Genomic DNA, 24,411 nt, shown 5'->3' on the forward strand with positions numbered 1-24,411 from the left:
AGTTTCTGTGATTTATCAACACGAAAACGTTTTCGCATACATGGCCATTCTAACAGCCCTAAGATTTTACCTAAATTGCTAAATCAATATTTATTGATAAGATTAATTATGTAATTCACAATTATATGGTTAATTTTTTTACACACAATCAACACAAGAACAACACTAATGAAAAAGTTATTACTCAAAGCGACAGCTATACTTAGTTGTTGCACGGTTTATTTTGTTCCACTTATTACGCAAGGACAAACAGATTTCAGAGAAGAAACCATTTACTTTTTGATGACCACCCGTTTTTTTGACGGGGATCAAAGTAACAATGCTCCTACCGAATGGTCTTCGTACAATCCCGACCCTACAATTAATCCTTCAATCACAGATCCCAACGATGTGACCTGGCGAGGAGATTTCAAAGGGTTGATTCAAAAACTAGATTATATAAAAGATCTTGGTTTTACCGCTATTTGGATTACTCCTATCGTTCATAACCGTAGTCCCCTGGATTATCATGGCTATCACGCCTGGGATTTTACCAAAGTAGATCCCAGATTAGAATCTCCCGGTGCCACTTTTCAGGATTTAATCAATGAGATCCATGCCAGGGATATGAAAATCGTTTTGGATGTTGTTACCAACCATGCAGGAAGGTTTGGAATCAAAGATGTGGCGGAAATTAAATACAATACAGATCCCGATGCAAGCTGGTATGCTCCAGATAATCCCAATTGGGAATATGATGGACTAACCCCTAATCCAGAAGATGGATTGATATGGAGTAGAGCCAATCTGGCCAAAATGCCTCCACCGTATAACCAAAATCTAGCAGCATTTAATTTCCCTAGTAAAGAAAACTATGTAGACACTTCTGATCCTGATTGGTACCACCATTCAGGAAATGGTTTTGCACAAGGATTTGATGATATAGAAAATCTATATAACAGGGCATTGGCAGGTGATACGCCCGATTTAAACACAGGTAGTCAAGCGGTTCGAGACTATCTCGTAAATGCCTACGCAACTTTTATCAATATGGGAGTAGACGCATTTCGATGGGATACTATAAAACACATGAGTAGAGAGGATGTCATCTATTTCTATGACGCTTTTAAAGCAATCAACCCAGATCTCTTCATTTTCGGAGAAGTCGCGCAAAAAAGACATGAGTTACATCCCGTTGAGGAGATCAACCCACATTATTATACCTGGAGAGGAGTCGTAAACAACTCTGCACCTCTTGATATGGCTGTTCTTGATTTTTATGGAGAAGCCACTTTTCATGGTACTTTTGAAGAAGGTCAATCCTTCTCTACTGTAAAAGCAGCAGCTAGATATGACCATCTTTATAGTGACCCTTCGACATTAGTTACCTGGCTAGACAATCATGATTTTGGACCTAATAATGATTGGAATAGACGGTATGGGGGTAGTGATGAAAACCTAGCCGCTTGTATGAATTTTATGTTCACCTGGAGAGGTATTCCATCGGTATATTATGGCACCGAAATGCGTTTTAAAGCAGGAGAATTTGCAGATATTCATGATGCTTCGGGGATACAAAGATCTATTAATGAAACGGGTAGAGCCTACTATGGAGATGTTATTGATCAGGCCTCTAGCCATACCATATACCAACATATCAAAAAGCTAAATGCCATCCGTAAAGCAGTTCCCGCGTTGCAAAAAGGAGCATGGAGCTGGAAAGATGCCCCGGGAAATGCTGTAGCCTACAGAAGAGTATATCAAAATAGTGAAGTCGCTGTCGGACTTGCAAAAGACGGAGGTGCTTCTTTTTCAATTTCAGGAATGACAAACGGAATCTATAGAGATGCCGTGACAGGTCGTGAAATTGCCTCTTCTAACGGAACGCTAAATTTTTCGGTTACCTCGGGATCTGCCGGGATATATGTGCTCAATGGTCCGGGATTAATAGGAAGTTGTGGCGGTGGTTTTTTTGAGAATTGCGTTAATGGCCCCTCGAATCCAATAGCAGTAGTGAATCCAAACACAAGTCGTTCTGAGGATCCCATAGAGATCTCTATGGAAGGGTTTGGTGGAGCCGGAGGGCCTTATGATATCTTTTACACTACCGATGGGAGCAATCCGAATGCGTCTAGCACACGATATACAGGACGCTTTACTATAACAGAATCTACAACCATTAAGGCAGTCGTATTTGACACCAACGGTACTGCATCCGATATTATTACCAAAAACTATACGATTGGCCCTATAGAAGGTCTTCATATTTATTTTAAAAAACCTGCGAGTTGGTCGCAAGTAAATGTGCATTATTGGAACGAATCTCCCGATGTACTCCCTCCTAGTAACTGGCCAGGGCCTGTAATGACACAAGTAGGCAATTCGGAATGGTATGAATACATTTTTGAAGGTGTCAATAGTACTAATCTGTTGTTTAGTGATAACGCCAGTAATAAAACCCCAGATCTTTCTAGAGATAGAGACGGTTGGTATGATAACGGAACATGGTACGACACCCAACCTGGCGGGAATACAAATACTCCTCCTACTTTGGCCATGTCCCCAGAAGGAGGATCTTTTGTTGAAGGCGAAAATGTGACCATAACGCTTACCGCAAGTGACAACAATCCTAGTGGTGTTACTATTTATTACACCACCAACGGTGACGAACCTTCTACTTCTTCCAATGTATACTCGTCTACCATTACACTGGATCAAAATACCACCTTAAAAGCAATTGCATACGATAGCGAAGGTCTATCGTCTTCTGTAGTTGAAAATACTTTTACCTTTCAGCCAAGTTCAGGTGGTATGACCATCTACTATAAAGGCAATCTTAATACTCCCGAAATATACTTTTGGAATACCAGTCCGGTAGATATTTCTACAAGCTGGCCGGGAGAATCGATGCAAGATATTGGGAACGGTTGGTTTAGTTATACCTTAGCCAATGTAAGTTGTACCAATTTGATTTTTAGCGATAACGGAAGTAATCAAACCACTGATCAAAATCGATGCGGAAACGGTTGGTATTTTAATGGTGTATGGTATGACTCTAATCCCGAAGAAGCAGGTAGTGATCTGACTGTATATTTTAAATCGGATACTTTTAGTAATCCATCTATTTATTACTGGAATACTACGCCATCTGCACTTACTACTTCCTGGCCGGGAGAGGCTATGATAGAAGATACTGAAGGATGGTACAAATACACATTTGCGAATACCAACTGTGCAAATATCATATTCAGCAATAGTGGTTCCTCGCAAACAGGAGATCTTAATCGTTGTACAGATGGATGGTATTATAATGGTGTTTGGCATGATACAAAACCTAGTACTACCAAAACAGATGAAACTGGTCTTTTAACCAACACCTTCAATATCAGTCCTAATCCTGTTACCGCTAACTCAACGCTATCATGGTACACCAAAACCGAAAAAAGTGCAATCACTATAGAGCTTATTAATTTGTATGGTGCTTCAGAAGTAATTTTCGATGCAGTAGTAAAACAAGGTAAACATAGTATTGATTTGGGAAGTAATCAAATACGTTCTTCTGGAATTTACCTTTGTAAGATTACCATCGATGGTCGTACACAAATCAAAAAGATTTTCAAACCGTAATCCTTAACATGCCCCCTTTATATATGAAGTTCCCCATCGTTACTATATGATATCGATGGGGAACTATTTTATTTGTAGTCTATATAAATTTATAATTTCTTGGCTTCCTCCCAATACACGTCCATTTCTGATAATGTCATATCCTTAAGGCTTTTATTGAGTTCTTTAGCTTTTTGCTCAAGATATTGGAATCGTTTTATGAATTTTTTGTTTGTGCGTTCTAGTGCATCCTCAGGATTAACATTCAAAAACCTGGCGTAATTGACCATAGAAAACATTACGTCTCCAAATTCTGATTCCATTTTTTCGGCATCTCCAACTTTTATTTCATGCTGCAGTTCTTCTAACTCTTCTTTCAACTTATCAAACACCTGATGCGGTTCTTCCCAATCAAATCCTACCCCCGCAACTTTATCTTGAATCCTACTTGCTTTTACTACTGCTGGTAATGATTTCGGCACCCCCTCTAGCACGCTCTTTTTTCCTTCTTTGAGCTTCAAGTTTTCCCAATTTCGTTTCACATCCTCTTCATCAATCACTTCCACATCACCATAAATATGAGGATGTCTGTTGATCAATTTTTCACAAATTTCATTGGCAACATCCGCAATATCAAAATCTTGTGTTTCGCTTCCTATTTTTGCATAAAAAACAATATGGAGTAACAGATCACCTAGCTCTTTTTTTACTTCTTCAAGATCATTATCCAGTATAGCATCCCCTAGCTCATACGTTTCTTCTATCGTAAGATGTCGCAATGATTGTAACGTTTGTTTTTTATCCCAGGGGCATTGCTCCCTAAGTTCATCCATTATGGTTAATAACCTATCAAATGCCTGTAATTGGTCCTTTCTAGAGTTCATAAGAGTTCTTAGATAGCGAGTTGATCCATTTTGTTTTTGGTATTCTTGAATTCAGATATCATATCCTGAATAATCTCTGCAGCAGGTTTGATATCATGTATCAATCCAGAAACTTGTCCTATTTCGAGCTCTCCTTCTTCAAGATCTCCCTCGAACATACCACGCTTTGCTCTGGCTCTACCCAATAAGTTTTTTAAGTCTTCTACAGAAGGGCCTTGGGTATACAACTCGGCAACATCTTGATAAAACTTATTCTTAAGCATTCGCACGGGTGCCAATTCCTTTAATGTAAGCTGTGTATCTCCTTCTTTGGCATCTACCACCATTTTTTTGAAATCCATATGAGAAGAAGCTTCATCACTAGCAACAAAACGACTTCCTACTTGTACTCCATTAGCCCCCAAAGCCATAACCGCATACATTGCAGCTCCAGTGGCAATACCCCCAGCAGCAATTAGAGGAATATGTATTTTTTCTTTTACCATTGGGATTAAAGCCAATGTGGTAGTTTCATCTCTACCATTATGACCTCCAGCTTCGAAGCCTTCGGCCACAATAGCATCTACTCCGGCATCCTGAGCTTTTAGGGCAAATTTAAGGCTACTCACCACATGAACCACAGTGATCCCCTGATCCTTAAGATGCTTGGTGTATGTTTTTGGGTTTCCGGCAGAAGTAAATACAATCTTCACCCCTTCTTCTATAATGATCTGTATAATTTCTTCAAGATTGGGATACAACATCGGAACATTTACTCCAAAAGGTTTGCTCGTAGCTTCTTTGCATTTTTGGATGTGTTCTCTTAAAACGTTTGGGTACATTGACCCTGCCCCAATAAGTCCTAATCCTCCAGCATTACTCACTGCACTAGCCAGTCTCCATCCGCTCGCCCAGATCATTCCGCCTTGTACTATTGGATATTCAATATTAAATAGTGATTTGATGGTATTCATACATTAATATTTAAAAACCCCAAAGGTATTTAAATCCTTTGGGGTCTCATATAGCTTTATGATTTTTTATGAACTGTGATTACGAAATCACTCCAGAACCTACTAACTCGTCTTCGAGGTACCAGGCTACAAACTGTCCTTCTGTGATAGCACTTTGAGGGTTTTCAAAAACCACATACATTCCTGAATCCACTTGATATAATCGAGCTTTCTCTAAAGGCTGTCTGTAACGGATACGTGCCATTACTTCCATCTCCTCATCTACTTCCAATGAAAGATCTTCTCGCACCCAATGCAATTCTTCGTTTGAGACAAACAATGCTTTTCTGTACAACCCAGGATGATCTTTTCCCTGCCCCGTATAAATCACATTAGTAGCTACATCGGTTTCAATTACAAAAAGTGGTTCTGGTGTACCTCCAACTGCTAACCCTTTACGTTGTCCTTTGGTAAAGTAATGGGCTCCTTGATGCTTTCCTACCACCTTTCCTTCAGTAGTTTCGTATTTATACTTGGTGGACAAAAACTCTAACTCTTCTACTTTGGAATTGAATTGAGGTATGGTTTGTACATACTTATCTTCTTCTGAAGAAATTTCTATGATATCCCCTTGCTTAGGTTGTAGTTTCTGTTGAAGAAACTCTGGCAAACGTACCTTACCAATAAAACACAACCCTTGTGAATCTTTTTTCTCTGCTGTTACTAAATCCTGTGCAGCTGCAATTTCTCGTACTTCGGGCTTTAATAATTCTCCTACAGGAAACAATGTTTTGGACAACTGCTCTTGAGACAACTGACATAAAAAATAAGATTGATCCTTATTAGGATCTTTTCCAGCCATTAAGCGATGAACTTCTTTCCCATCTTGTAGGATGGTTTCTTTGCGACAATAATGACCTGTTGCCACATAATCGGCACCAAGAGATAGGGCTATCTTTAAGAAAACATCAAACTTAATCTCTCGATTACATAAAACATCCGGATTAGGCGTACGCCCTCTCTCGTATTCGTTAAACATGTAATCCACAATCCTTTCCTTATACTGTTCACTTAGATCTACTGTTTGGAAAGGAATTCCTAGTTTCTCTGCCACTAATAATGCATCATTACTATCATCTAGCCAAGGGCACTCGTCGGAGATAGTCACAGAATCATCGTGCCAGTTTTTCATAAACAGACCAATCACCTCGTATCCTTGCTCTTTAAGCAAATACGCCGCTACACTGGAATCAACTCCTCCCGAAAGGCCTACAATTACTCTCTTCATTTAAAAAACTCTTTGATTTTATGCTATAAAATCGATTTGTTAACTTTTTATACTGCAAAAATACTAAATAAAAAAAGCAATACGGAAGTATCACTTTTTGGTTTTATCTATAGGTGTATATTATAAATCAATACTAGAAATCAACCTCCGTTTTGTAGTGGAAACTTTTTCTGTTCCGTCAATTTCCCGTCGGTATAATATTTCCAGATCCCATCTTTACGATCTCTTTTATAATTTCCCTCGATAATCAAGTTACCATCAGTATCATAATATTTGGTCAACCCATGTAATTGATCATTTTCGTAAGTAAACTCTTTAAGCATTAATCCCTTTTCAGAATAAATTAATCGTTTACCATTTCGTTTCCCGAGGGTATAAGTTGTTTTTTCGGTGAGCTTACCATTGGTGAAATAGGTAAGTTGTTCTCCATGTAATTTCCCTGCTTTGTATTCTTCGGACATCATGATTTTATCGGATCCGTTATGATAATATTTCCATAACCCTACACGATCTTTTAACACCATGTTTCCTTCACTAATGACCTTTCCTTTTTGGCTATAGTACTTAACCAAAACGGTATCATTATCTTTAGAAAATGTCTTTATCGCCGTTGGTTTATTTCCTCCTGAAGGTTTGTAGAATTTGAACTCCCCTATTTCTTTACCATGTTCAAAGGTACCTTCGTAACGGATCTGATCACTATTGTCGTATCGCTTTCGCCACTTTCCATGCCTTTTTCCATCGGCATCGAACTGATTATATTCCTGTCCGCTTACAGCAATACCAACAAAAGCACAAATACAAAATAAAAACGCATTTCGCATAACTAACTCATTTGGGACTTTATTTCAACGAATGTAATTTCCAAAAAGTATACCAATCTTTCATTTTTTAAAAGTATAAAATATTTCAAAATATAAAAAAGCTCCTCAAAAAAAGGAGCTTTCTATATTATGATCGGTAAGAAACTACTTCTTCTTAGCTTTTTGCTGTTGTTTTTTTTGTTCTTCTGCCTGCTCCATCAATTCTTTCATCTTCTTCTGGAACCTACCCTGTTTCTTAGGTTTCTTCTTATTCTCCTGGATTTTGGCATGTATTTTATCTTCATCGATAATTACATTTTTGATCACCAACATAATCCCTATTGTAATCAAGTTTGAAACAAAATAGTATAGTGATAATCCACTTGCATAATTATTAAAGAAAAATAACATCATCAGTGGAGACAAATACATGATGAATTTCATATTAGGCATCCCCGGTTGTTGCGTTTGCATGGTTTGCCCAGTAGTCATCATCATATAAATAAAGATCGCTATCGAAGCCAATATTGGGAATAAACTAATATGATCTCCGTAGAACGGAATTTCAAAAGGTAAATTCGCTATCGTATCGTAACTCGATAAATCATCTGCCCACAAAAAGCTCTTTTGTCTTAATTCAAAAGCACTAGGGAAGAAGTTGAATAAGGCATAGAACACAGGAATTTGCATTAAAGCCGGTAAACAACCACTCATAGGATTCACCCCTGCTTTACTGTATAACGCCATAGTCTCCTGTTGCTTTTTCATGGCATTATCTTTATGTTTTTCGTTAATCTCGGTTATCTCCGGACGTAGCACCTTCATTTTAGCTTGAGACAAATACGATTTGTAGGTCACCGGAGAAAGAAGAATACGTACGATAATCGTTAAAGCGATAATAGCTAAGCCTGGAGCCAAGAAACTTCTTAAAATGTCAAAAAATGGAATAAATAAATACTTGTTAATCACCCCAAAGATTCCCCATCCAAGAGGTACTACCTCATCAAGATTCCTTTTGTAATCATTCAGGATTCTATAATCGGTAGGTCCATAGTACCAATCCATGGCATAATTTAGTTCTCCTCCTTGAAGCTCTAGCGGCATTGTAGCAGAAAACTCTTTGGTCACTGTAATCTCTTTATCTGCCAAATCACTAGCATTGGCAATATTTTTTGAGGTAAAAGAAGCGTTCTTAAATGGAGTGTCTGTAAGCAAAATTGAAGTGAAGAAATGTTGTTTAAAGGCCACCCAAGACACATTCTCTTCTTCGTCATCTGTAAATTCTCCCTGACCTAAATAATCGTCTTTATCTCCATCATATTCGTATACGATTTCGGTATATCTATTCTCATACGCAGCACTTTTGGCATGACGCATTCCTTGTAGTTTCCAATCCATGTTGATGGTTTGGCTACTATTGAAAACTTGTTGCAACCCTTGAGATCTGATCGTGAAATCAACCATATACTCATTAGGCTTAAGCTCATATCTATATTCTAAATACTTTGAATCCGATACTTTAAGCCTCATAGATAATACGGTATTGTCCCCATTTTTGGTTACCGTTGGCTCAAAAAACAGATCTTTTGTATTTAAGATTCTATTATCAGTAGTCCCAAAATTAAGATTAAAAGAAGCATTCTTACCATCTTTGATTAAATATACAGGAACTGAATCGTAAGTTTTGAAGTTTTTCAGCAATGCTTCAGAAATATATCCACCTCTATTATTCACTTTAAGTAGTAATACATCATTTTCGACCGTAGTACTATGATCTTTTGCCGAAGGAAGGCTTGCAGAATATGCAAAAGCTCCTAATTGTCCTTTTGCTTGTTCCAAAGCTACCGAATCCTGAGGATTCACGGTGATAGCTTCGCTCTGAGTAACAAAATCGGTGGTTTTATTTGGTGTTTGTTGTTGCTGTGCCTCAACTTGCTCTTGTTTTGCTTTTTCTGCCTCAATTTCTTCTGGAGTCGGTTGATTTAGATAAAACATCCAAATGATGATTCCAAAAATAAGTGCAAATCCAATAATCGAATTAAGGTCAAATTTCTTTTCTTCCATGTATGATATGTATAACTCCCTTTATGCTGAAAAAAAACAGAAAAGGACTGACTTTACAATTTTATATTACTTTTTATTGTCAATTACCTCGCCAATTCCTAACCCTGTGACACTTTGGCACTTTTACCACTTTTGGAGTATGCCACAGCTGCTTTTACAAAAGCGATAAAAAGTGGGTGTGGATTAGCCACTGTACTTTTATATTCGGGATGATACTGCACTCCCACAAACCAAGGGTGATCAGGTATTTCTATAATCTCTACAAGACCAGTTTTAGGATTTATTCCAGTAGTTTTTAACCCAGCATTTTCCAGTTGCTCTTTGTAATTATTATTGTATTCATAACGATGACGGTGACGTTCTTTGATAGCCGTTTCTCCATAGGCTTCAAAAACCTTACTATCTTCCATTAATTCACAATCCCAAGCTCCTAAACGCATGGTTCCTCCCATATCGGTAATACTTTTCTGCTCCTCCATCAAGTCGATAACCGGGTGTTCTGTGTTCTCATCTACCTCTGAAGAGCTAGCACTCTTCAACCCTAATACATTTCTAGAATATTCGATTACTGCCATTTGCATTCCCAAACAGATTCCAAAAAATGGTAACCCATTTTCTCTGGCAAATTGCACGGCTTTGATTTTACCTTCGGTACCACGTTCTCCAAAACCTGGAGCTACCAAAATACCATCCAAATGTGCTATCTTTTCTTTGATAGTAGCATCATCTATATATTCCGAATGTATACTTTCTACATTGACCTTTACTTCATTTTCTGCTCCTGCATGAATAAAGGCTTCTAGAATCGACTTATAAGAATCCTGCAATTCTACATACTTACCAATTAATCCGATGGTGATTTCACACTTTGGATTTTTATGTCGTGCTAAAAACTTATTCCAATTTTCCAGATCAGGCGTATTGTCTTCTCGTAAAACCAATTGTTTAAGCACTACAGAATCCAATCCCTCCTCTAGCATTAGATTAGGAACATCATAAATAGTTGAAGCATCTATAGATTGAATTACCGCTTCTTGTTTTACATTACAAAACAGTGCTAATTTTCTTCTAAGATCATCTGATAATTCGTGCTCTGTACGGCAAACCAAAACGTCTGCTTTTATACCACTTTCCATTAAGGTTTTTACGCTATGTTGGGTAGGTTTGGTTTTCAACTCCCCAGCTGCTGATAAATATGGTATTAAGGTTAAGTGAATAACAATGGCGTTGGTATCTCCCAATTCCCATTTTAACTGACGCACTGCTTCGATATAAGGTAGGGACTCAATATCACCTACGGTACCTCCTATTTCGGTAATTACAATATCGTAATCTCCACTTTTTCCTAAAATCTGAATTCTTTCTTTAATCTCATTGGTAATATGAGGAACGACCTGTACCGTTTTTCCTAAAAACTCTCCTCTGCGTTCTTTCTCAATTACGCTTTGATAAATTCTACCAGTAGTCACATTATTAGCTTGCGAGGTAGCTCTATTTAAAAAACGCTCATAGTGTCCTAAATCAAGATCTGTTTCGGCGCCATCGTCGGTTACATAGCATTCTCCATGTTCGTAAGGGTTAAGGGTTCCTGGATCCACATTAATATAAGGATCTAATTTTTGTATAGTAACCCTGTAACCTCTTGCTTGAAGTAATTTTGCCAATGAGGCGGCAATGATTCCTTTTCCTAAAGAAGAGGAAACACCCCCGGTTACGAAAACATATTTGGTATTAGCCATGTAAACTAAAAATTTATTTGTTGTGCCTAAAATTTTGCGCAAAAATACAAAGAAGTCCCGAAAAGCTACATCGAAAATGGAGCAATATTTAGGAACTTATTCATAATCCATTAACAACCCAAAAAAAGAAAAAAGTAATTGCAAAAAATAAATCCCGTTTTTCAACGGGACTTAAATGTCTATAATTATTTCGCTTTTCAGTTACTCTTCTTCTGTAGTAGCTTTATCTTCCTCGGCCTCAGAGAAGTCCGTTATCCCTTTAGATTGGAGGATATTGTACCATTGTATTACTTTCTTCATATCGCTTACATATACCCTATCTTCATCATAGTCTGGCAATACCTCAGAAAAATATGCTTCTAACTTGTTTTTGGACTCCTTATGACTGATCGCTTGCTCTCCGCTTTCTTTTTCCTGAATCTTCAGAAAAATTTCGCGTAGTGGCACTTCTTCAGTAAATGTGTAAATCGCAATTTCACTTAGCACGCTAACATTATGTCTGATGCTCACCGACAGTCTTTTCCCGTCTAGTAAAGATTCTGCCAAAAAACCAGTTCTTGTTTGTGCTTTTAATTCGTACAATCCTGGTTTCCCTGAAATTGCTAATATTTTATCTAAACCCATAAATTTTATCTTCAAAGTTGGCAAATATCTGTAGTTCGTTTTAAAAAATCAAACATTACCAAGTATAAAAATTAGTTATCTTCCTTTTTTTGCTAGAGGAAAACGCATGCGGTAATCAGCATTTACTTTTCCTTTAGATATATTTGATAATTTTCCTTTAATCAAACGCTTTTTTAGGCTGGATAGTTTATCCGTAAACAAAATCCCTTCGATATGATCATATTCGTGTTGAATCACTCTTGCTGCCAATCCTCCATAAGTCTCGGTATGCTCTTTAAAATTCTCATCAAAATATTTGATCACAATTGTCTCGTTGCGAAATACATCTTCGCGTATATCAGGAATACTTAAACAACCTTCTGTAAATGCCCATTCATCATCTTTTTCTTCCAAAATGGTCGCGTTAATAAACACCTTTTTGAAATTTTTTAACTGTTTTGCTTCTTCTTCAGACAATTCTTCATCTTCCGAAAATGGCTCGGCATCGACAATAAATATTCTGATCGGCAGTCCAATCTGAGGAGCTGCCAACCCCACTCCATGTGCATTATACATGGTCTCAAACATATTTTCAATAAGCTTATCAAGCTCCGGATAATCTTTATCAATCTCTTTTGCCTTTTTCTTCAATACTGGATCTCCGTACGCTACAATTGGGTAAATCATATGATTCTTGTTAATGTTATAATTATCGATTATACAAATAATCCTGTAGTATAATCGTTGCACTGATTTGATCTACCAGAGCCTTGTTTCTTCGTTTCTTTTTGGATATTCCACTTTCGATCATAGTGTTAAAAGCAATTTTTGAAGTAAAACGTTCATCAATTCTTTTAACCGGGATATCCGAAAATTTCTGATTAAGCTTCTTCAAGAAAGGAGTAATTAACTTTTCACTCTCAGATGGTTCTCCATGTAGTCTTTTAGGTTCTCCTACCACAAAAAGCTCTACTTCTTCATCTCCCATATACTCTTCTAACCAAGACAGCAAATCTTTTGTATCTACTGTGGTAAGTCCAGAAGCGATGATCTGAGATTCGTCGGTTACCGCAATCCCACATCGTTTTGCTCCATAATCAATTGCTAATATCCTTGCCATTTTTTTTTTGCAAAAGTATGATTTTATTATAAAAAGTCCTTATTTATTAATGGTTTCCTAAAATATGGTTTATCCGTATTTTTTTCGATATAAGCTGTTATATTTACCAAAATTTTTGATCGATGAACCAACTAAAAGAAACTATAGAAAAAGCATGGGATAACAGAGAGCTTCTAAAAGAAGCTGCCACCCAAGATGCCATAAGGCAAGTTGTTAATTTACTAGATGCAGGAGAGCTAAGAGTAGCCGAGCCTATCGAAGGAGGTTGGCAAGTAAATGAATGGGTAAAAAAAGGAGTTGTTTTATATTTCCCTATTCAAAAAATGGAAACGCTTGAGGCTGGAATTTTTGAATATCATGACAAAATACCTCTTAAAAAAGGGTATGAATCGAAAGGCATTCGTGTAGTTCCTAATGCTGTTGCTCGCCACGGAGCTTATATCTCACCAGGAACCATCTTGATGCCTAGTTATGTAAACATTGGAGCTTATGTTGACGAAGGCACTATGGTAGACACCTGGGCAACGGTAGGAAGTTGTGCTCAAATTGGAAAAAATGTTCACCTTAGTGGAGGTGTTGGTATCGGAGGGGTATTAGAACCTTTACAAGCCGCTCCCGTTATTATTGAAGACAATGCATTTATCGGGTCTCGTTGTATAGTTGTAGAAGGAGTTCGAGTTGAAAAAGAAGCCGTACTTGGTGCCAATGTAGTACTAACAGCCTCTACCAAAATTATTGACGTTACTGGTGATACTCCTGTAGAGCGCAAAGGTGTAGTTCCTTCTGGATCAGTAGTAATCCCGGGAAGCTACACTAAAAAATTTGCAGCTGGAGAATATAATGTACCTTGCGCATTAATTATTGGAAAACGTAAAGAAAGTACCGATAAGAAAACTTCTCTAAATGATGCACTTCGCGAATATGATGTTGCGGTATAAGAAGTTAGCTCTATAAAAAATTGAGCTTGTCTCTGGTTAGACAGGCTCAACTATTTTGATCAATCATATATGAAAATTCTTGTTGTTCAACAGAAAATGATAGGTGATGTTCTCACAAGCACTGTAATTTGTGAGAGCCTTAAAAAAGAGTATCCTGATAGTATTGTTGACTACTTGGTCTATTCTAATGCCAAACCAGTTATCAAGAATAACCCTTTTTTTGATAACATTATTGAATTCAAACAAGAATACAGAGATAGCAAAAAAGCACTCTATCGCTTTTTGAAACAGATTCGAAAAGAAAAATATGACATGGTCATCGATGCATTCGGCAAATTAGAAAGTAATCTGATTGCTTTATTTTCTGGGGCACCAGAGAGAATCTCCTTTTACAAGTGGTACACACAACTTTTGTACACACAAGTTATACATAGAAAATCCGAACCGCTTACCAATGCTAGCACTGCAATCGAAAACAGATTACGATTGATTATTCCAGAACATCGGATAGCTTCTGAAATACTGAAACCTAAAATCTTTCTTGACAAGGAAGAAATAGCAACTGCCAAAGAATTTTTGGCTTCTAATGGTATCAATTGTAATGACCCCTTGATCATGATCAGTGTTTTGGGTAGTGAAGAAAGAAAAACACTACCGCCAAAATACATGGCCAAAATAATAGATGAAGTTGCGGGGATCACAGAAGCAAATATTCTTTTTAACTATATCCCTAGTCAGGAAAAAGAGGCTAAAGCTATATATGATCTCACATTACCGAGAACACAACAACGTATTCATTTTAATGTATATGCGAAAAGTTTACGAGGTTTTATTGCTATATTATTTCATTGTAATGCTCTGATTGGAAATGAAGGAGGCGCTGTAAACATGGCTAAAGCACTTGATGTCCCAACCTTCACTATTTTTTCGCCTTGGATCGTAAAGAAAGACTGGAATATGTTTGAGGATGGTGTTGAACATGACTCGATACACCTTGTAGATGTCAGACCTGATTTGTTCACCCAACCACCAAACAAAGCTCTTAAAGACAGAGCTATAGAATTGTATCAACATTTTTCTTCTGAATCTATCATACCGAAGCTGAAAAATTATTTAGTCCAACTTTTCAACAATGACGAATTCAGTTAGCAAAAAACAGAAATCAAATTTTGATCTTTCCAGTAATAGCTGGGAACAACAGTATAATTTAGTTATTTTTAAAGACCAAATTTAACACACAGAACATCAACTATGATAAAACTCTCTGGAGTCATCATCACCTTTAATGAGGAAAGAAAAATCGAGGCTTGTCTAGCATCACTTAAAAATGTTGTAGACGAAATTATCGTGGTAGATTCTTTCTCTACAGATCGCACCGAAGAGATTTGTCTTAGTTATGGTGCGACCTTTATAAAACAAGAATTCTTAGGATATAAAGACCAAAAGAACTTTGCTGTTGCACAAGCTACTTATGATCATATCATTTCTTTGGATGGTGACGAAGCACTTTCGCCCGAACTTCAAGAATCAATCTTAGCTCTGAAATCGAATTGGACCAAGGATGGTTATTACATGAATCGATTCAATAACTATTGTGGACAATGGATCAACCATTCTGATTGGTATCCAGATAAAAAACTAAGAGCATTTATAAGAGGTAAGGGAGAATGGACAGGAAATAGAATTCATGAAAAGTTTAAACTATACAACAATAAAGCTAGCGGAAAATTAAAAGGTGATATTTTGCACTGGAACTATCCTACTTACAGTGCTCATAACTTACAAATTGAAAAGTTTTCTTCTATTTCTGCACGATCCTACTATGAGTTAGGAAAAAAAGCGACCTTATGGAACATTCTCTTTAATCCTACTTGGGCATTTTTTAAAGCGTATTTCTTAAGGTTAGGATTCCTAGATGGCGTAAACGGATTTATTATCTGTGCTCAAACGGCTAATCTTACATTTTTAAAATATATTAAACTGCGAGAAATTATCAAATCGGAGAATCAGAAACCATAGTTTTGTACTTTTTCTTCCAAAAGAAAATTCTTTTTTTCATTCTTATTTTACGATAATATCGATGTTGAAATTCACGTGTGGACTCCCACATCAAATCGAATATCTCTTTTTCATCTTCTCCTGTACATTTTGCATATTCATTACTCATAATCTCTACCATAAACTTATGAATAGTCAATTTAGCAAAGTTCTTTACCCTAGTTTCAAAATCCATCTTACCAAACTCCATACGATTTAGGTCCACTAAAAAGAAATCATATCCGTTCTCATTACTTTTTATTAGGGTATTTCCCGGAGAATGATCCAAAAAGTTGACTCCATTTACATGGAGTTGATAGGTAAATCTAGTAAAAGCTCTTAATATCTCTTCATGATTTTCTATATCAAAATCTGTAGTCAACTCTCTGTAGGTAAGTTCACAATCCACCAACTCACTAATGTAGTAGCTTCTTTTAAACAACAAGGGAGTCGTCTGTATTTCATAAGCTACCGGAAAAGGAGTATTAATCCCTAAGTCCAGCAATTTAGTAGCATATTCATAAGATCGTTCAGCCTTAGATTTTCTCAAAAACCTATAAGCAATCTGATTAAAAATATTGGGAATTTTAAACGATTTTATTGTATGCTTTTTATCTTCAATTTCGACAATTTTAATTACGTTACGTTCTGCCGCTCCAAGAACTTCCGTGTAATTTTCAAAATTAAGAATAACACCTTTTACTGCAGACTCTAAAGATCTGTATGAAGGGTGAATGATGAATTTACTTAACATACAGACAAAGGTAGGTATTTAAGTTTTTTTAAAACAAGTGCTTGTTTTAAAAAATCCTTCAATAGAATTATGTTACTTTGCAAAACAAATAATTCTTCAACTATGACATATCCTAAATGTTCTTTGGTAACCCCTACTTATAATTGGCCAGAAGCTTTGGAGTTATTACTTTTAAGTATAAAAAATCAAACCCACCTCCCAGATGAAGTAATTATTGCCGACGATGGTTCCAAAAATGACACTACTGCTCTTATCAAAAAAATGCAAAACGACTTTCCAGTTCCATTGCATCATATTTGGCATGAAGATAAAAAAAACAGAAAACCTGCTATCATGAATAAGGCAATAGCGAGTGCCAAATATGAATACATCATTGAAATTGATGGAGATATTATTATGCATAAAGATTTTGTGAAGGATCATCTATCCTTGGCTCAACAAGGTACTTTTTTGTATGGTAGTCGGGTCAATATTCAAGAAAATTATTTGAATACACTTTTTAAAACAAAACAGACAAAATTTAATTTCTTTTCCAAAGGAATCAAAAAAAGAGGAAGAACTATTAGAATCCCATTTTTGGCTAATTTATATAAAACCGAAGACAAGAGATCATCAAAATTACGGGGTTGTAACATGTCTTTTTGGCGTTCTGATTTCTTGAAAGTTAATGGTTTTAATGAGGCTCTTACTGGCTGGGGAATTGATGATAGTGAGATGATTCAACGGTTAATCAATATGGGAATAAAGGGTAGAAGATTAAAGTTCAAAGGTCTTGTATATCATATTTATCACAAAGAGCAAGACAAAAGTCATATTCATCTTAATCAGGTTATAGAGGACGAAACTACAAATAAGAAAATTACCTATATAGAAAAAGGCGTAGATCAGTACCTTTAAATTAATTTAAGACTTCACGGTATACTTTAAAGGTTTCGGCGCCTAGTTTCTCGGTAGTATATAGATTTAGAAAATTCTGAAAAGAGCGCTCTGCAAAGGTGCTTTTTAGCTCATGATCTTTAATCAACACCTCAATTTTGTCAGCTAAAGATGCATAATCTCCTATAGAGGTCACAAAACCATTTTCTCCATCGGTAATTGCCTCGCCTACTACACCTACCCTGGTAGAAACAACGGCTACTTTTTTATAAAATGCCTCTAGAACCGTAGTAGGCCCACCTTCTCTTTCTGAAGTCATTAAATATATATCAAACTGAGGTAAAAAAGAGGACGCTTTTTTTCTAAAACCGACAAATGTAATATACTTTTCGAGCCCCAATGCTAACACCATATCTTTAAGTTCTTGAGTACGTTTTGAAAATTCTCCCATTTGCACAAGATGTATATCTTTTTGATGTTTCTTGTTAACTAAAACATCTAAAGTTTTAATCAGTGTTTTAAGATCTTTCGCCTTGGTATGATTTGCAATATTACCGATAACTTTAATCTCTTCTGGCAAATTTAGTTCTTCTCTGATATTAGATTCCACCTCTATACTCCCATCCTCAACCTGAACTCCATCATACACCACGCAAAGTTTTGAATGATTTTTCACATACAACACTTCTCTAAAGTGCTCATAAACCACTTTGGAAACACATAATATCTTATCAATATTCCTATAATTATACTTCTGTTTACTCAAAAAACTTACTTTTCGACTTACTCCCTTCTTAGAAAAAACTGTTTTTGTTTTTAACCCCTTCAAAAGGTCTGTCAACACGTAACCTGTAACAGAGTCACTTGTATGCAAATGCAAAAGATCAAAACTATGGGCTACTACTGTTTTTTTTAGTGATTCCCTGTACCCCTTTTTATGAGGTTTTATATATGGGATGGCAATTACTTGGATATCTAAGTTTTGCACAATTTCAAAAAGAGGTGTGCTCTCATAACAAAATAAAGATTGAACAACATTATATTTTTTCAACTCCTGAATTAAGTATATAAGTTGTTGTTCATTGCCTCCCCAACTACGGGCTCCAGATATATGTAAAACCTTCATAAATTAAGATACGGATACATTGACAAATATATAGTAATTTTGAGGCATCCAAAAAATAAAAAATTAACCCATGGCGGATCAAAATATAGAAATCAGTAATACAATTTCAGTTTTAAAAAAAGGAGGCATTATTCTCTACCCAACAGATACTGTTTGGGGTATCGGTTGTGACGCAACAAATGCCGACGCTATCGATAAAATCTTTGCGCTCAAAAAACGAGCAGAAAGCAAATCTATGATCTGTTTGGTAAGTGACTTTAAAATGCTACAACAATATGTAGAAGAAGTACCTGAGGTGGCTTATGACATCTTAAAACATGCTGTAAAACCCACCACAATTATTTATGACCGACCGCTTCGCGTTGCAGAAAACCTCATCGCCCAAGACAACACATTGGCTATTCGCGTAGCAAGAGATCCTTTTTGTGGAAAGCTGATCCGTAAATTCAAAAGACCTATTGTATCTACCTCTGCTAATCTTAGTGGATCTCCTACTCCAAAAAACTTTAAAGAAATTGACAAAGCGATTTTGGAAGGCGTAGACTATGTCGTAAATTTGCCCTTACAAAAAAAGGGAGTAAAACCTTCTTCGATTATTAAAATCGGAAACGACAGTACTGTAAAAATTATCAGGAAGTAAATTGATTCATGTCTGAAGATAAAACGTTTAATCAAGCCTTACAAAACCCCATTTTTAAGACCATAGCTCAAGCTGCGGGGAATCTTGAACTCGACTGTTATGTAATTGGTGGATTTGTAAGAGACTATATCCTCAAAAGAGGTAATCCAAAGGATATTGATATTGTTGCCGTAGGAAGCGGTATACAATTAGCTCAGGAAGTATCTCGACTTTTACCCAATCAACCCAAAGTACAGGTTTTTAAAACCTATGGTACGGCAATGCTCAAAACAGAGGATCTAGAGGTAGAATTTGTTGGTGCCCGCAAGGAATCTTATGCAGCCCATAGTCGAAATCCAATAGTGGAAAATGGTACTCTAGAAGATGATCAAAATCGTCGAGACTTTACCATTAATGCGCTGGCTATTTCACTTTCCAAAGACCAGTACGGGGAGCTTCTTGATCCTTTTAATGGGATTGAAGATCTAAGTTCCAAAATCATTCGTACGCCTTTGGATCCTGACATCACTTATTCTGATGACCCTTTACGAATGATGAGGGCAATTCGTTTCGCTTCTCAATTACATTTCAAAATAGAAGAGCAATCGCTAGATGCCATTACAAGAAATAAGGAACGAATCAAAATAATTACCAAAGAACGCATCGTTGAAGAAATCAATAAGATTTTATTAAGTGATCGTCCTTCTGTAGGGTTTAAATTACTTGAAAAGACAGGGCTTTTGCAATACATTTTACCCGAATTGATTGCGTTAAAAGGTATTGATGAAATCGAGGGACAACGACATAAAGATAATTTCTTTCACACACTGGAAGTAGTAGACAACATCGCCGAAAATACCGATGACCTTTGGTTACGATGGGCAGCTTTGTTACACGATATCGGAAAAGCTCCTACTAAAAAGTTCAGCAAAAAAGTAGGTTGGACATTTCATGGACACGAATTTGTTGGGTCCAAAATGGTATTTAAGCTTTTTAAAAGATTGAAAATGCCTTTGAATGAAAAAATGAAATTCGTTCAAAAGATGGTGTTGATGAGTTCAAGACCTATCGTTATTGCCTCAGATGTCACTGACTCTGCGGTAAGAAGACTAGTTTTTGATGCAGGAGACCATATTGAAGAGTTAATGACACTTTGCGAAGCAGACATCACTACCAAGAATCCAAAGCGATTTAAAAAATACCACAATAATTTCAAAATTGTTCGACAAAAAATGGTGGAAGTCGAAGAACGAGATCATGTTAGAAATTTTCAACCTCCGGTTACAGGAGAAGAGATCATGAAAACTTTTAACATCAAACCCTCTCGAGAAATTGGTATCATAAAAGAAGCTATCAAAGAAGCTATTCTGGAAGGTGAAATCCCCAATGAACATGAAGCTGCTTATCAGTTTATGCTTAGAAAAGGTGAAGAACTAGGATTAGAAAGCAACTAGAATCGGTTGTACATAAAAAAGGAGTCGCAAAAATGCGGTTATAGACTATGAAGAAATATTTTAGACCTCTAGTAGTAACATCAATTATTTTTATATACTTAATCATTATTGCAGGTGCTGTAGTACGAATGACAGGATCTGGAATGGGATGCCCAGACTGGCCAAAATGTTTTGGATATTACATTCCCCCTACCGAGGAAGCACAAATTCAGTGGCAACCCAATCATGAGTATCAAAAAGGATTCATCGTGATTATAGCTGATGAACTACGTATCGCTCCAAAGGATTTCACTTCGGGGCAGACTTTTGAGGAAAACAATTGGGAGCGATATACTAAACATGATTATGCAAAATTTAATGTTTTGCATACCTGGATAGAGTATATCAATAGATTAGTATCTGTATTATCTGGAATCCCAATTTTATTGATGTTTTTCGTTTCTTTTACTTTCTGGAAAAAAAACAAACAGATTCCAATACTAGCTTTTATCATTATCCTAGCTATGGGATTTCAGGCATGGTTGGGCAAAGTCGTTGTAGACTCAAATTTATTACCGCTTAGAATAACCATCCATATGATAATGGCATTTGTGATCCTTGCTATTCTTATTGTCTTGTTATATCAAATTAGACCCAAAAACCTAGCTATTACCTTTTCTCCTACCTTCAAAATTGTTTTATCGGTGTCGGTACTACTTACCCTAATACAGGTAGCACTGGGAACGCAAGTTCGACAACATATCGACGAACAAATAAAATTGGTGGGAGAAGCACAAAAATCACAATGGTTGAATCCTCCTACAATCATGTTCTATGTACACCGATCTTTTTCCATTTTGGTCGTATTGATAAACACCTGGTTGTTTCTGCAATACAAAAAACTAAACCTGGATATCACTAAAATGATTTGGGTACTGATTTTTATAGGACTGGAAGCATTTACAGGAATTTTAATGTATTACTTTGATTTTCCATTCTTATCGCAACCCATACATTTGGTATTAGCCTCTTTACTGTTTGGAGTGCAATTTTTTATTCTTTTAGAAGTTTTTAGATCAAAACCTATTGTTGAAAAGCAGTAAAAACTACATCAGTAAAATCCAGAATTTGTCGCAAACTTGTTTGTATCTTTGCAAACCTAATTAGTCAATAATGATTTATCGCTTTAGAGTTATATTAGACACCGAAGAGGATGTTTTTAGAGATATTGAAATTGAGCAAGATGCCACCTTGGAGCAGTTTCATAATGTGATCACGCAGTCTTTTGGTTTTGATGGCACCGAAATGGCTTCTTTTTATATCAGTGATGAGCAGTGGAATCAAGGAGAAGAAATCTCGCTGTTTGATATGAGTGATGGTATGCAACCTATTCGATTAATGAATGAAACCACTTTGATCGATGTGGTACATGAAGCGTCTCCAAAACTGATCTATATTTATGATTTTTTAAGCATGTGGACATTCTTGGTAGAACTTGCCGAAATAGCTGAATATGAAAGTGGAAGAGAATATCCTAATATCATGTTCGTACATGGTCAAATACCAGACCAAGCTCCTGATAAAGAATTTACTGCTGATGATTCGGATATGCTAGACGATGATGATCAAGAAGATAGTTTTCTTGATCTAGACGACTATGATGAACTTGGTTTTGACGAACATTGGAATTAGAATTACACAACCCTGAAAAGAAAAAAGTATGATCAATTTATATAGCACGCAGATAGAATCTCTTTCTGTTCATAAAATTGGAAACAAAAGTAGAAACGAAAACATTTTCCTTTCTGATTCTCCTTATACTCTAAATGATGAGCTTACCGCACTATTGAAAGAGTATTTTTTCAAACCATTCAGAGAAAAAGAAGAAAATTATTTTCAGTTTGCTAATGAAGTAGACATAGAATTTAATCCTCTATATAAAATCACTACCGAAATTTTTGACAATCCATCGTCGGTACATGAAAAATCCAAAAGAATCGCTTCTTTGTTGTATGAGCAGTCTCAGCACCCTCATATCAAAAGTGGCGAAGTCTATGTAGTCTATTTGGACAACCTAACTATTGATCAGGAAAAGGTAGACGCTATTGGGATTTTCAAATCAGAATTAAAACACGATTTCCTACAATTTGCAGAAAAAGAAACGGATATCGAATTATTGATTCAACAAGGTGTAAATCTGAATAAATTGGATAAAGGCTGTCTAATTTTTAATCATAAAAAAGAAGAAGGCTACAAGATCCTTTCTGTGGATTCCAATAAATATGACACAAAATATTGGCTGGAACATTTCTTGGGAGTTGAAGCTTTTGCCGATGAGAATTTTTACACCAAAAAGTACATGAAGTTCTGCCAGGATTTTGCCAAAGATGTGATTCTTCCTGCCGAGGATAAGAAAGAGGAAGTGATGTTTATGAATAGAGCGGTAAATCACTTTGCCAAAAATGATGATTTTGAAGAATCTGCTTTCCTAAATGAGGTGATCGATAATCCTGATCTAATCCCAGAATTCAAACATTACAAAGTAGAAAAGGCACCAAAATATCAGATCGAAGATCTTACCTCCTTCCCTATTGCGAATAATGCGGTTACCGCGGCTCGTAAAAAAATGAAAAATGTAATCAGTCTGGATACCAACGTACAGATAAAAATGGATTTTATCAATCCCGAATCTGCAGAGAAGTTTGTAGAAAAAGGATGGGACGAAGAAAAACAAATGTACTATTATCTGGTATATTTCAACAAAGAGCAAAAAACCTAATATACTGTGGAGTATATTCTGGTAGGAATAGTAGCATTGTTAGGTTCTGGACTCACCTTTTTTTCAGGCTTTGGGTTGGGAACCTTATTAATGCCAGTATTTGCTCTATTTTTCCCTATCGATATTGCGATAGCATTAACTGCAATTGTACATTTGCTGAATAACTTATTCAAGCTTACTTTAATCGGAAAAGCAGCACATCTCAAAACCATACTCAAATTTGGAATACCTGCAATACTTTTTGCTTTTTTGGGCGCTTACCTTCTTGGAAAACTTACAGAAACCAATCCATTGTACATTTATCATATTGGGGATACAGAACACGAAATCACCTGGGTAAAAGTTTGTATTGCTTCTCTTTTGATTTTCTTCTCATTCTTTGATTTAATCCCAAAGTTGAAGCGGTTAGAAATAGACACCAAACACTTACCAGTAGGAGGAGCTCTTAGTGGATTTTTTGGAGGATTATCAGGGCATCAGGGTGCGCTTCGAACAGCTTTTTTGATTCGTGCAAAACTATCCAAGGAAGCTTTTATTGCTACAGGAGTGGTCATTGCCTGTTGTATTGATGTCTCCCGAATTTCTATCTACGCACAAGATATTTTTGAATTAAAAAACCAACTGAATTATCCTATGCTAATTACTGCTTCTTTAATGGCCTTTATCGGGGCATATATCGGCAATAAATTTCTACAGAAAATCACCATCAATACCATTCAGACTGTGGTAGGGGTATTATTGATCATCTTTTCTGTTCTACTAGGTATTGGTATTATTTAATGAAATGATAAACAAATCTTCCGTTTTATCAACATCCTACATCGCCTAAAT

22 protein-coding genes are annotated in these 24,411 nt (G+C 36.3%); 11 read left to right on the forward strand and 11 right to left on the reverse strand.

Annotated features, from left to right (window positions below; translation table 11 throughout):
- The first annotated feature begins 168 nt into the window (after positions 1–168).
- Positions 169–3,606 (forward strand): starch-binding protein, encoded by a 3,438-nt coding sequence (locus BUE24_RS20230; RefSeq protein ID WP_073320355.1) that lies wholly within the window; start codon positions 169–171, stop codon positions 3,604–3,606.
- A gap of 89 nt (positions 3,607–3,695) precedes the next feature.
- Here the strand turns inward: BUE24_RS20230 and mazG are convergent, their stop codons facing one another.
- From mazG to ruvX, 9 genes are all read right to left on the reverse strand, one after another.
- Entirely contained in the window at positions 3,696–4,469 is a 774-nt protein-coding gene (gene mazG / locus BUE24_RS20235) for a nucleoside triphosphate pyrophosphohydrolase (protein ID WP_073320358.1), read from the reverse strand.
- An 8-nt stretch (positions 4,470–4,477) separates the two neighbouring features.
- Positions 4,478–5,422: an NAD(P)H-dependent flavin oxidoreductase gene (locus BUE24_RS20240; RefSeq protein WP_073320361.1), complete on the reverse strand. Its 945-nt coding sequence runs from the start codon at positions 5,420–5,422 to the stop codon at positions 4,478–4,480.
- 79 nt (positions 5,423–5,501) lie between these two features.
- On the reverse strand, positions 5,502–6,689 hold the full coding sequence (mnmA, locus tag BUE24_RS20245) for a tRNA 2-thiouridine(34) synthase MnmA (protein WP_073320364.1): 1,188 nt from the start codon (positions 6,687–6,689) through the stop codon (positions 5,502–5,504).
- A 140-nt stretch (positions 6,690–6,829) separates the two neighbouring features.
- Positions 6,830–7,513, reverse strand: a complete 684-nt coding sequence (locus BUE24_RS20250) for a toxin-antitoxin system YwqK family antitoxin (RefSeq protein ID WP_073320367.1) — start codon at positions 7,511–7,513, stop codon at positions 6,830–6,832.
- Positions 7,514–7,657: 144 nt separating this feature from the next.
- The gene (yidC, locus tag BUE24_RS20255) at positions 7,658–9,556 is read right to left on the reverse strand and encodes a membrane protein insertase YidC (RefSeq protein ID WP_073320370.1); all 1,899 of its coding nucleotides are present in this window, start codon (positions 9,554–9,556) and stop codon (positions 7,658–7,660) included.
- Positions 9,557–9,654: 98 nt separating this feature from the next.
- Positions 9,655–11,295, reverse strand: a complete 1,641-nt coding sequence (locus BUE24_RS20260; RefSeq protein ID WP_073320373.1) for a CTP synthase — start codon at positions 11,293–11,295, stop codon at positions 9,655–9,657.
- A gap of 201 nt (positions 11,296–11,496) precedes the next feature.
- Positions 11,497–11,919 (reverse strand): DUF5606 family protein, encoded by a 423-nt coding sequence (locus BUE24_RS20265; RefSeq protein WP_073320376.1) that lies wholly within the window; start codon positions 11,917–11,919, stop codon positions 11,497–11,499.
- 75 nt (positions 11,920–11,994) lie between these two features.
- Positions 11,995–12,585, reverse strand: coding sequence for a peptide deformylase (gene def, locus BUE24_RS20270; protein WP_073320379.1), 591 nt, complete (start codon positions 12,583–12,585; stop codon positions 11,995–11,997).
- Positions 12,586–12,607: 22 nt separating this feature from the next.
- Complete coding sequence (gene ruvX, locus BUE24_RS20275) at positions 12,608–13,018, reverse strand: Holliday junction resolvase RuvX (protein ID WP_073320382.1); 411 nt, start codon at positions 13,016–13,018, stop codon at positions 12,608–12,610.
- 122 nt (positions 13,019–13,140) lie between these two features.
- Here ruvX and BUE24_RS20280 point away from each other — a divergent pair, with 122 nt between their 5' ends.
- The 3 genes from BUE24_RS20280 to BUE24_RS20290 all read left to right on the forward strand — a co-directional run bounded on the left by BUE24_RS20280 (position 13,141) and on the right by BUE24_RS20290 (position 15,975).
- Entirely contained in the window at positions 13,141–13,956 is an 816-nt protein-coding gene (locus BUE24_RS20280) for a 2,3,4,5-tetrahydropyridine-2,6-dicarboxylate N-succinyltransferase (RefSeq protein ID WP_073320385.1), read from the forward strand.
- A gap of 69 nt (positions 13,957–14,025) precedes the next feature.
- Positions 14,026–15,105, forward strand: a complete 1,080-nt coding sequence (locus BUE24_RS20285; RefSeq protein ID WP_073320388.1) for a glycosyltransferase family 9 protein — start codon at positions 14,026–14,028, stop codon at positions 15,103–15,105.
- Positions 15,106–15,207: 102 nt separating this feature from the next.
- Positions 15,208–15,975, forward strand: a complete 768-nt coding sequence (locus tag BUE24_RS20290) for a glycosyltransferase family 2 protein (protein ID WP_073320391.1) — start codon at positions 15,208–15,210, stop codon at positions 15,973–15,975.
- Here the strand turns inward: BUE24_RS20290 and BUE24_RS20295 are convergent.
- Positions 15,950–16,747 (reverse strand): lipopolysaccharide kinase InaA family protein, encoded by a 798-nt coding sequence (locus BUE24_RS20295; RefSeq protein ID WP_073320394.1) that lies wholly within the window; start codon positions 16,745–16,747, stop codon positions 15,950–15,952. The genes BUE24_RS20290 and BUE24_RS20295 overlap by 26 nt on opposite strands.
- Before the next feature lie 102 nt (positions 16,748–16,849).
- Between BUE24_RS20295 and BUE24_RS20300 the strand changes: the two genes are divergently transcribed.
- Positions 16,850–17,644 carry a glycosyltransferase family 2 protein gene (locus BUE24_RS20300; RefSeq protein WP_073320397.1) on the forward strand — a complete coding sequence of 265 codons (795 nt, stop codon included), beginning with the start codon at positions 16,850–16,852 and terminating at the stop codon, positions 17,642–17,644.
- A gap of 1 nt (position 17,645) precedes the next feature.
- On the opposite strand, the gene BUE24_RS20305 is transcribed toward BUE24_RS20300, so the two are convergent.
- Positions 17,646–18,749, reverse strand: a complete 1,104-nt coding sequence (locus BUE24_RS20305; protein WP_073320400.1) for a glycosyltransferase — start codon at positions 18,747–18,749, stop codon at positions 17,646–17,648.
- 70 nt (positions 18,750–18,819) lie between these two features.
- Between BUE24_RS20305 and BUE24_RS20310 the strand changes: the two genes are divergently transcribed.
- From BUE24_RS20310 to BUE24_RS20335, 6 genes are all read left to right on the forward strand, one after another.
- Entirely contained in the window at positions 18,820–19,389 is a 570-nt protein-coding gene (locus BUE24_RS20310; protein WP_073320403.1) for an L-threonylcarbamoyladenylate synthase, read from the forward strand.
- Positions 19,390–19,397: 8 nt separating this feature from the next.
- Positions 19,398–20,822 (forward strand): CCA tRNA nucleotidyltransferase, encoded by a 1,425-nt coding sequence (locus tag BUE24_RS20315; RefSeq protein ID WP_073320406.1) that lies wholly within the window; start codon positions 19,398–19,400, stop codon positions 20,820–20,822.
- A 47-nt stretch (positions 20,823–20,869) separates the two neighbouring features.
- Entirely contained in the window at positions 20,870–21,904 is a 1,035-nt protein-coding gene (locus BUE24_RS20320) for a COX15/CtaA family protein (RefSeq protein WP_073320408.1), read from the forward strand.
- 70 nt (positions 21,905–21,974) lie between these two features.
- Positions 21,975–22,493 (forward strand): IS1096 element passenger TnpR family protein, encoded by a 519-nt coding sequence (locus BUE24_RS20325; protein ID WP_073320411.1) that lies wholly within the window; start codon positions 21,975–21,977, stop codon positions 22,491–22,493.
- A gap of 28 nt (positions 22,494–22,521) precedes the next feature.
- Complete coding sequence (locus tag BUE24_RS20330) at positions 22,522–23,580, forward strand: nucleoid-associated protein (protein ID WP_073320414.1); 1,059 nt, start codon at positions 22,522–22,524, stop codon at positions 23,578–23,580.
- A gap of 6 nt (positions 23,581–23,586) precedes the next feature.
- The gene (locus BUE24_RS20335) at positions 23,587–24,360 is read left to right on the forward strand and encodes a sulfite exporter TauE/SafE family protein (RefSeq protein ID WP_073320417.1); all 774 of its coding nucleotides are present in this window, start codon (positions 23,587–23,589) and stop codon (positions 24,358–24,360) included.
- Positions 24,361–24,411: the final 51 nt, after the last annotated feature.

It is taken from the genome of Aquimarina spongiae (assembly GCF_900141785.1).
Classification (GTDB): Bacteria; Bacteroidota; Bacteroidia; order Flavobacteriales; family Flavobacteriaceae; genus Aquimarina; species Aquimarina spongiae.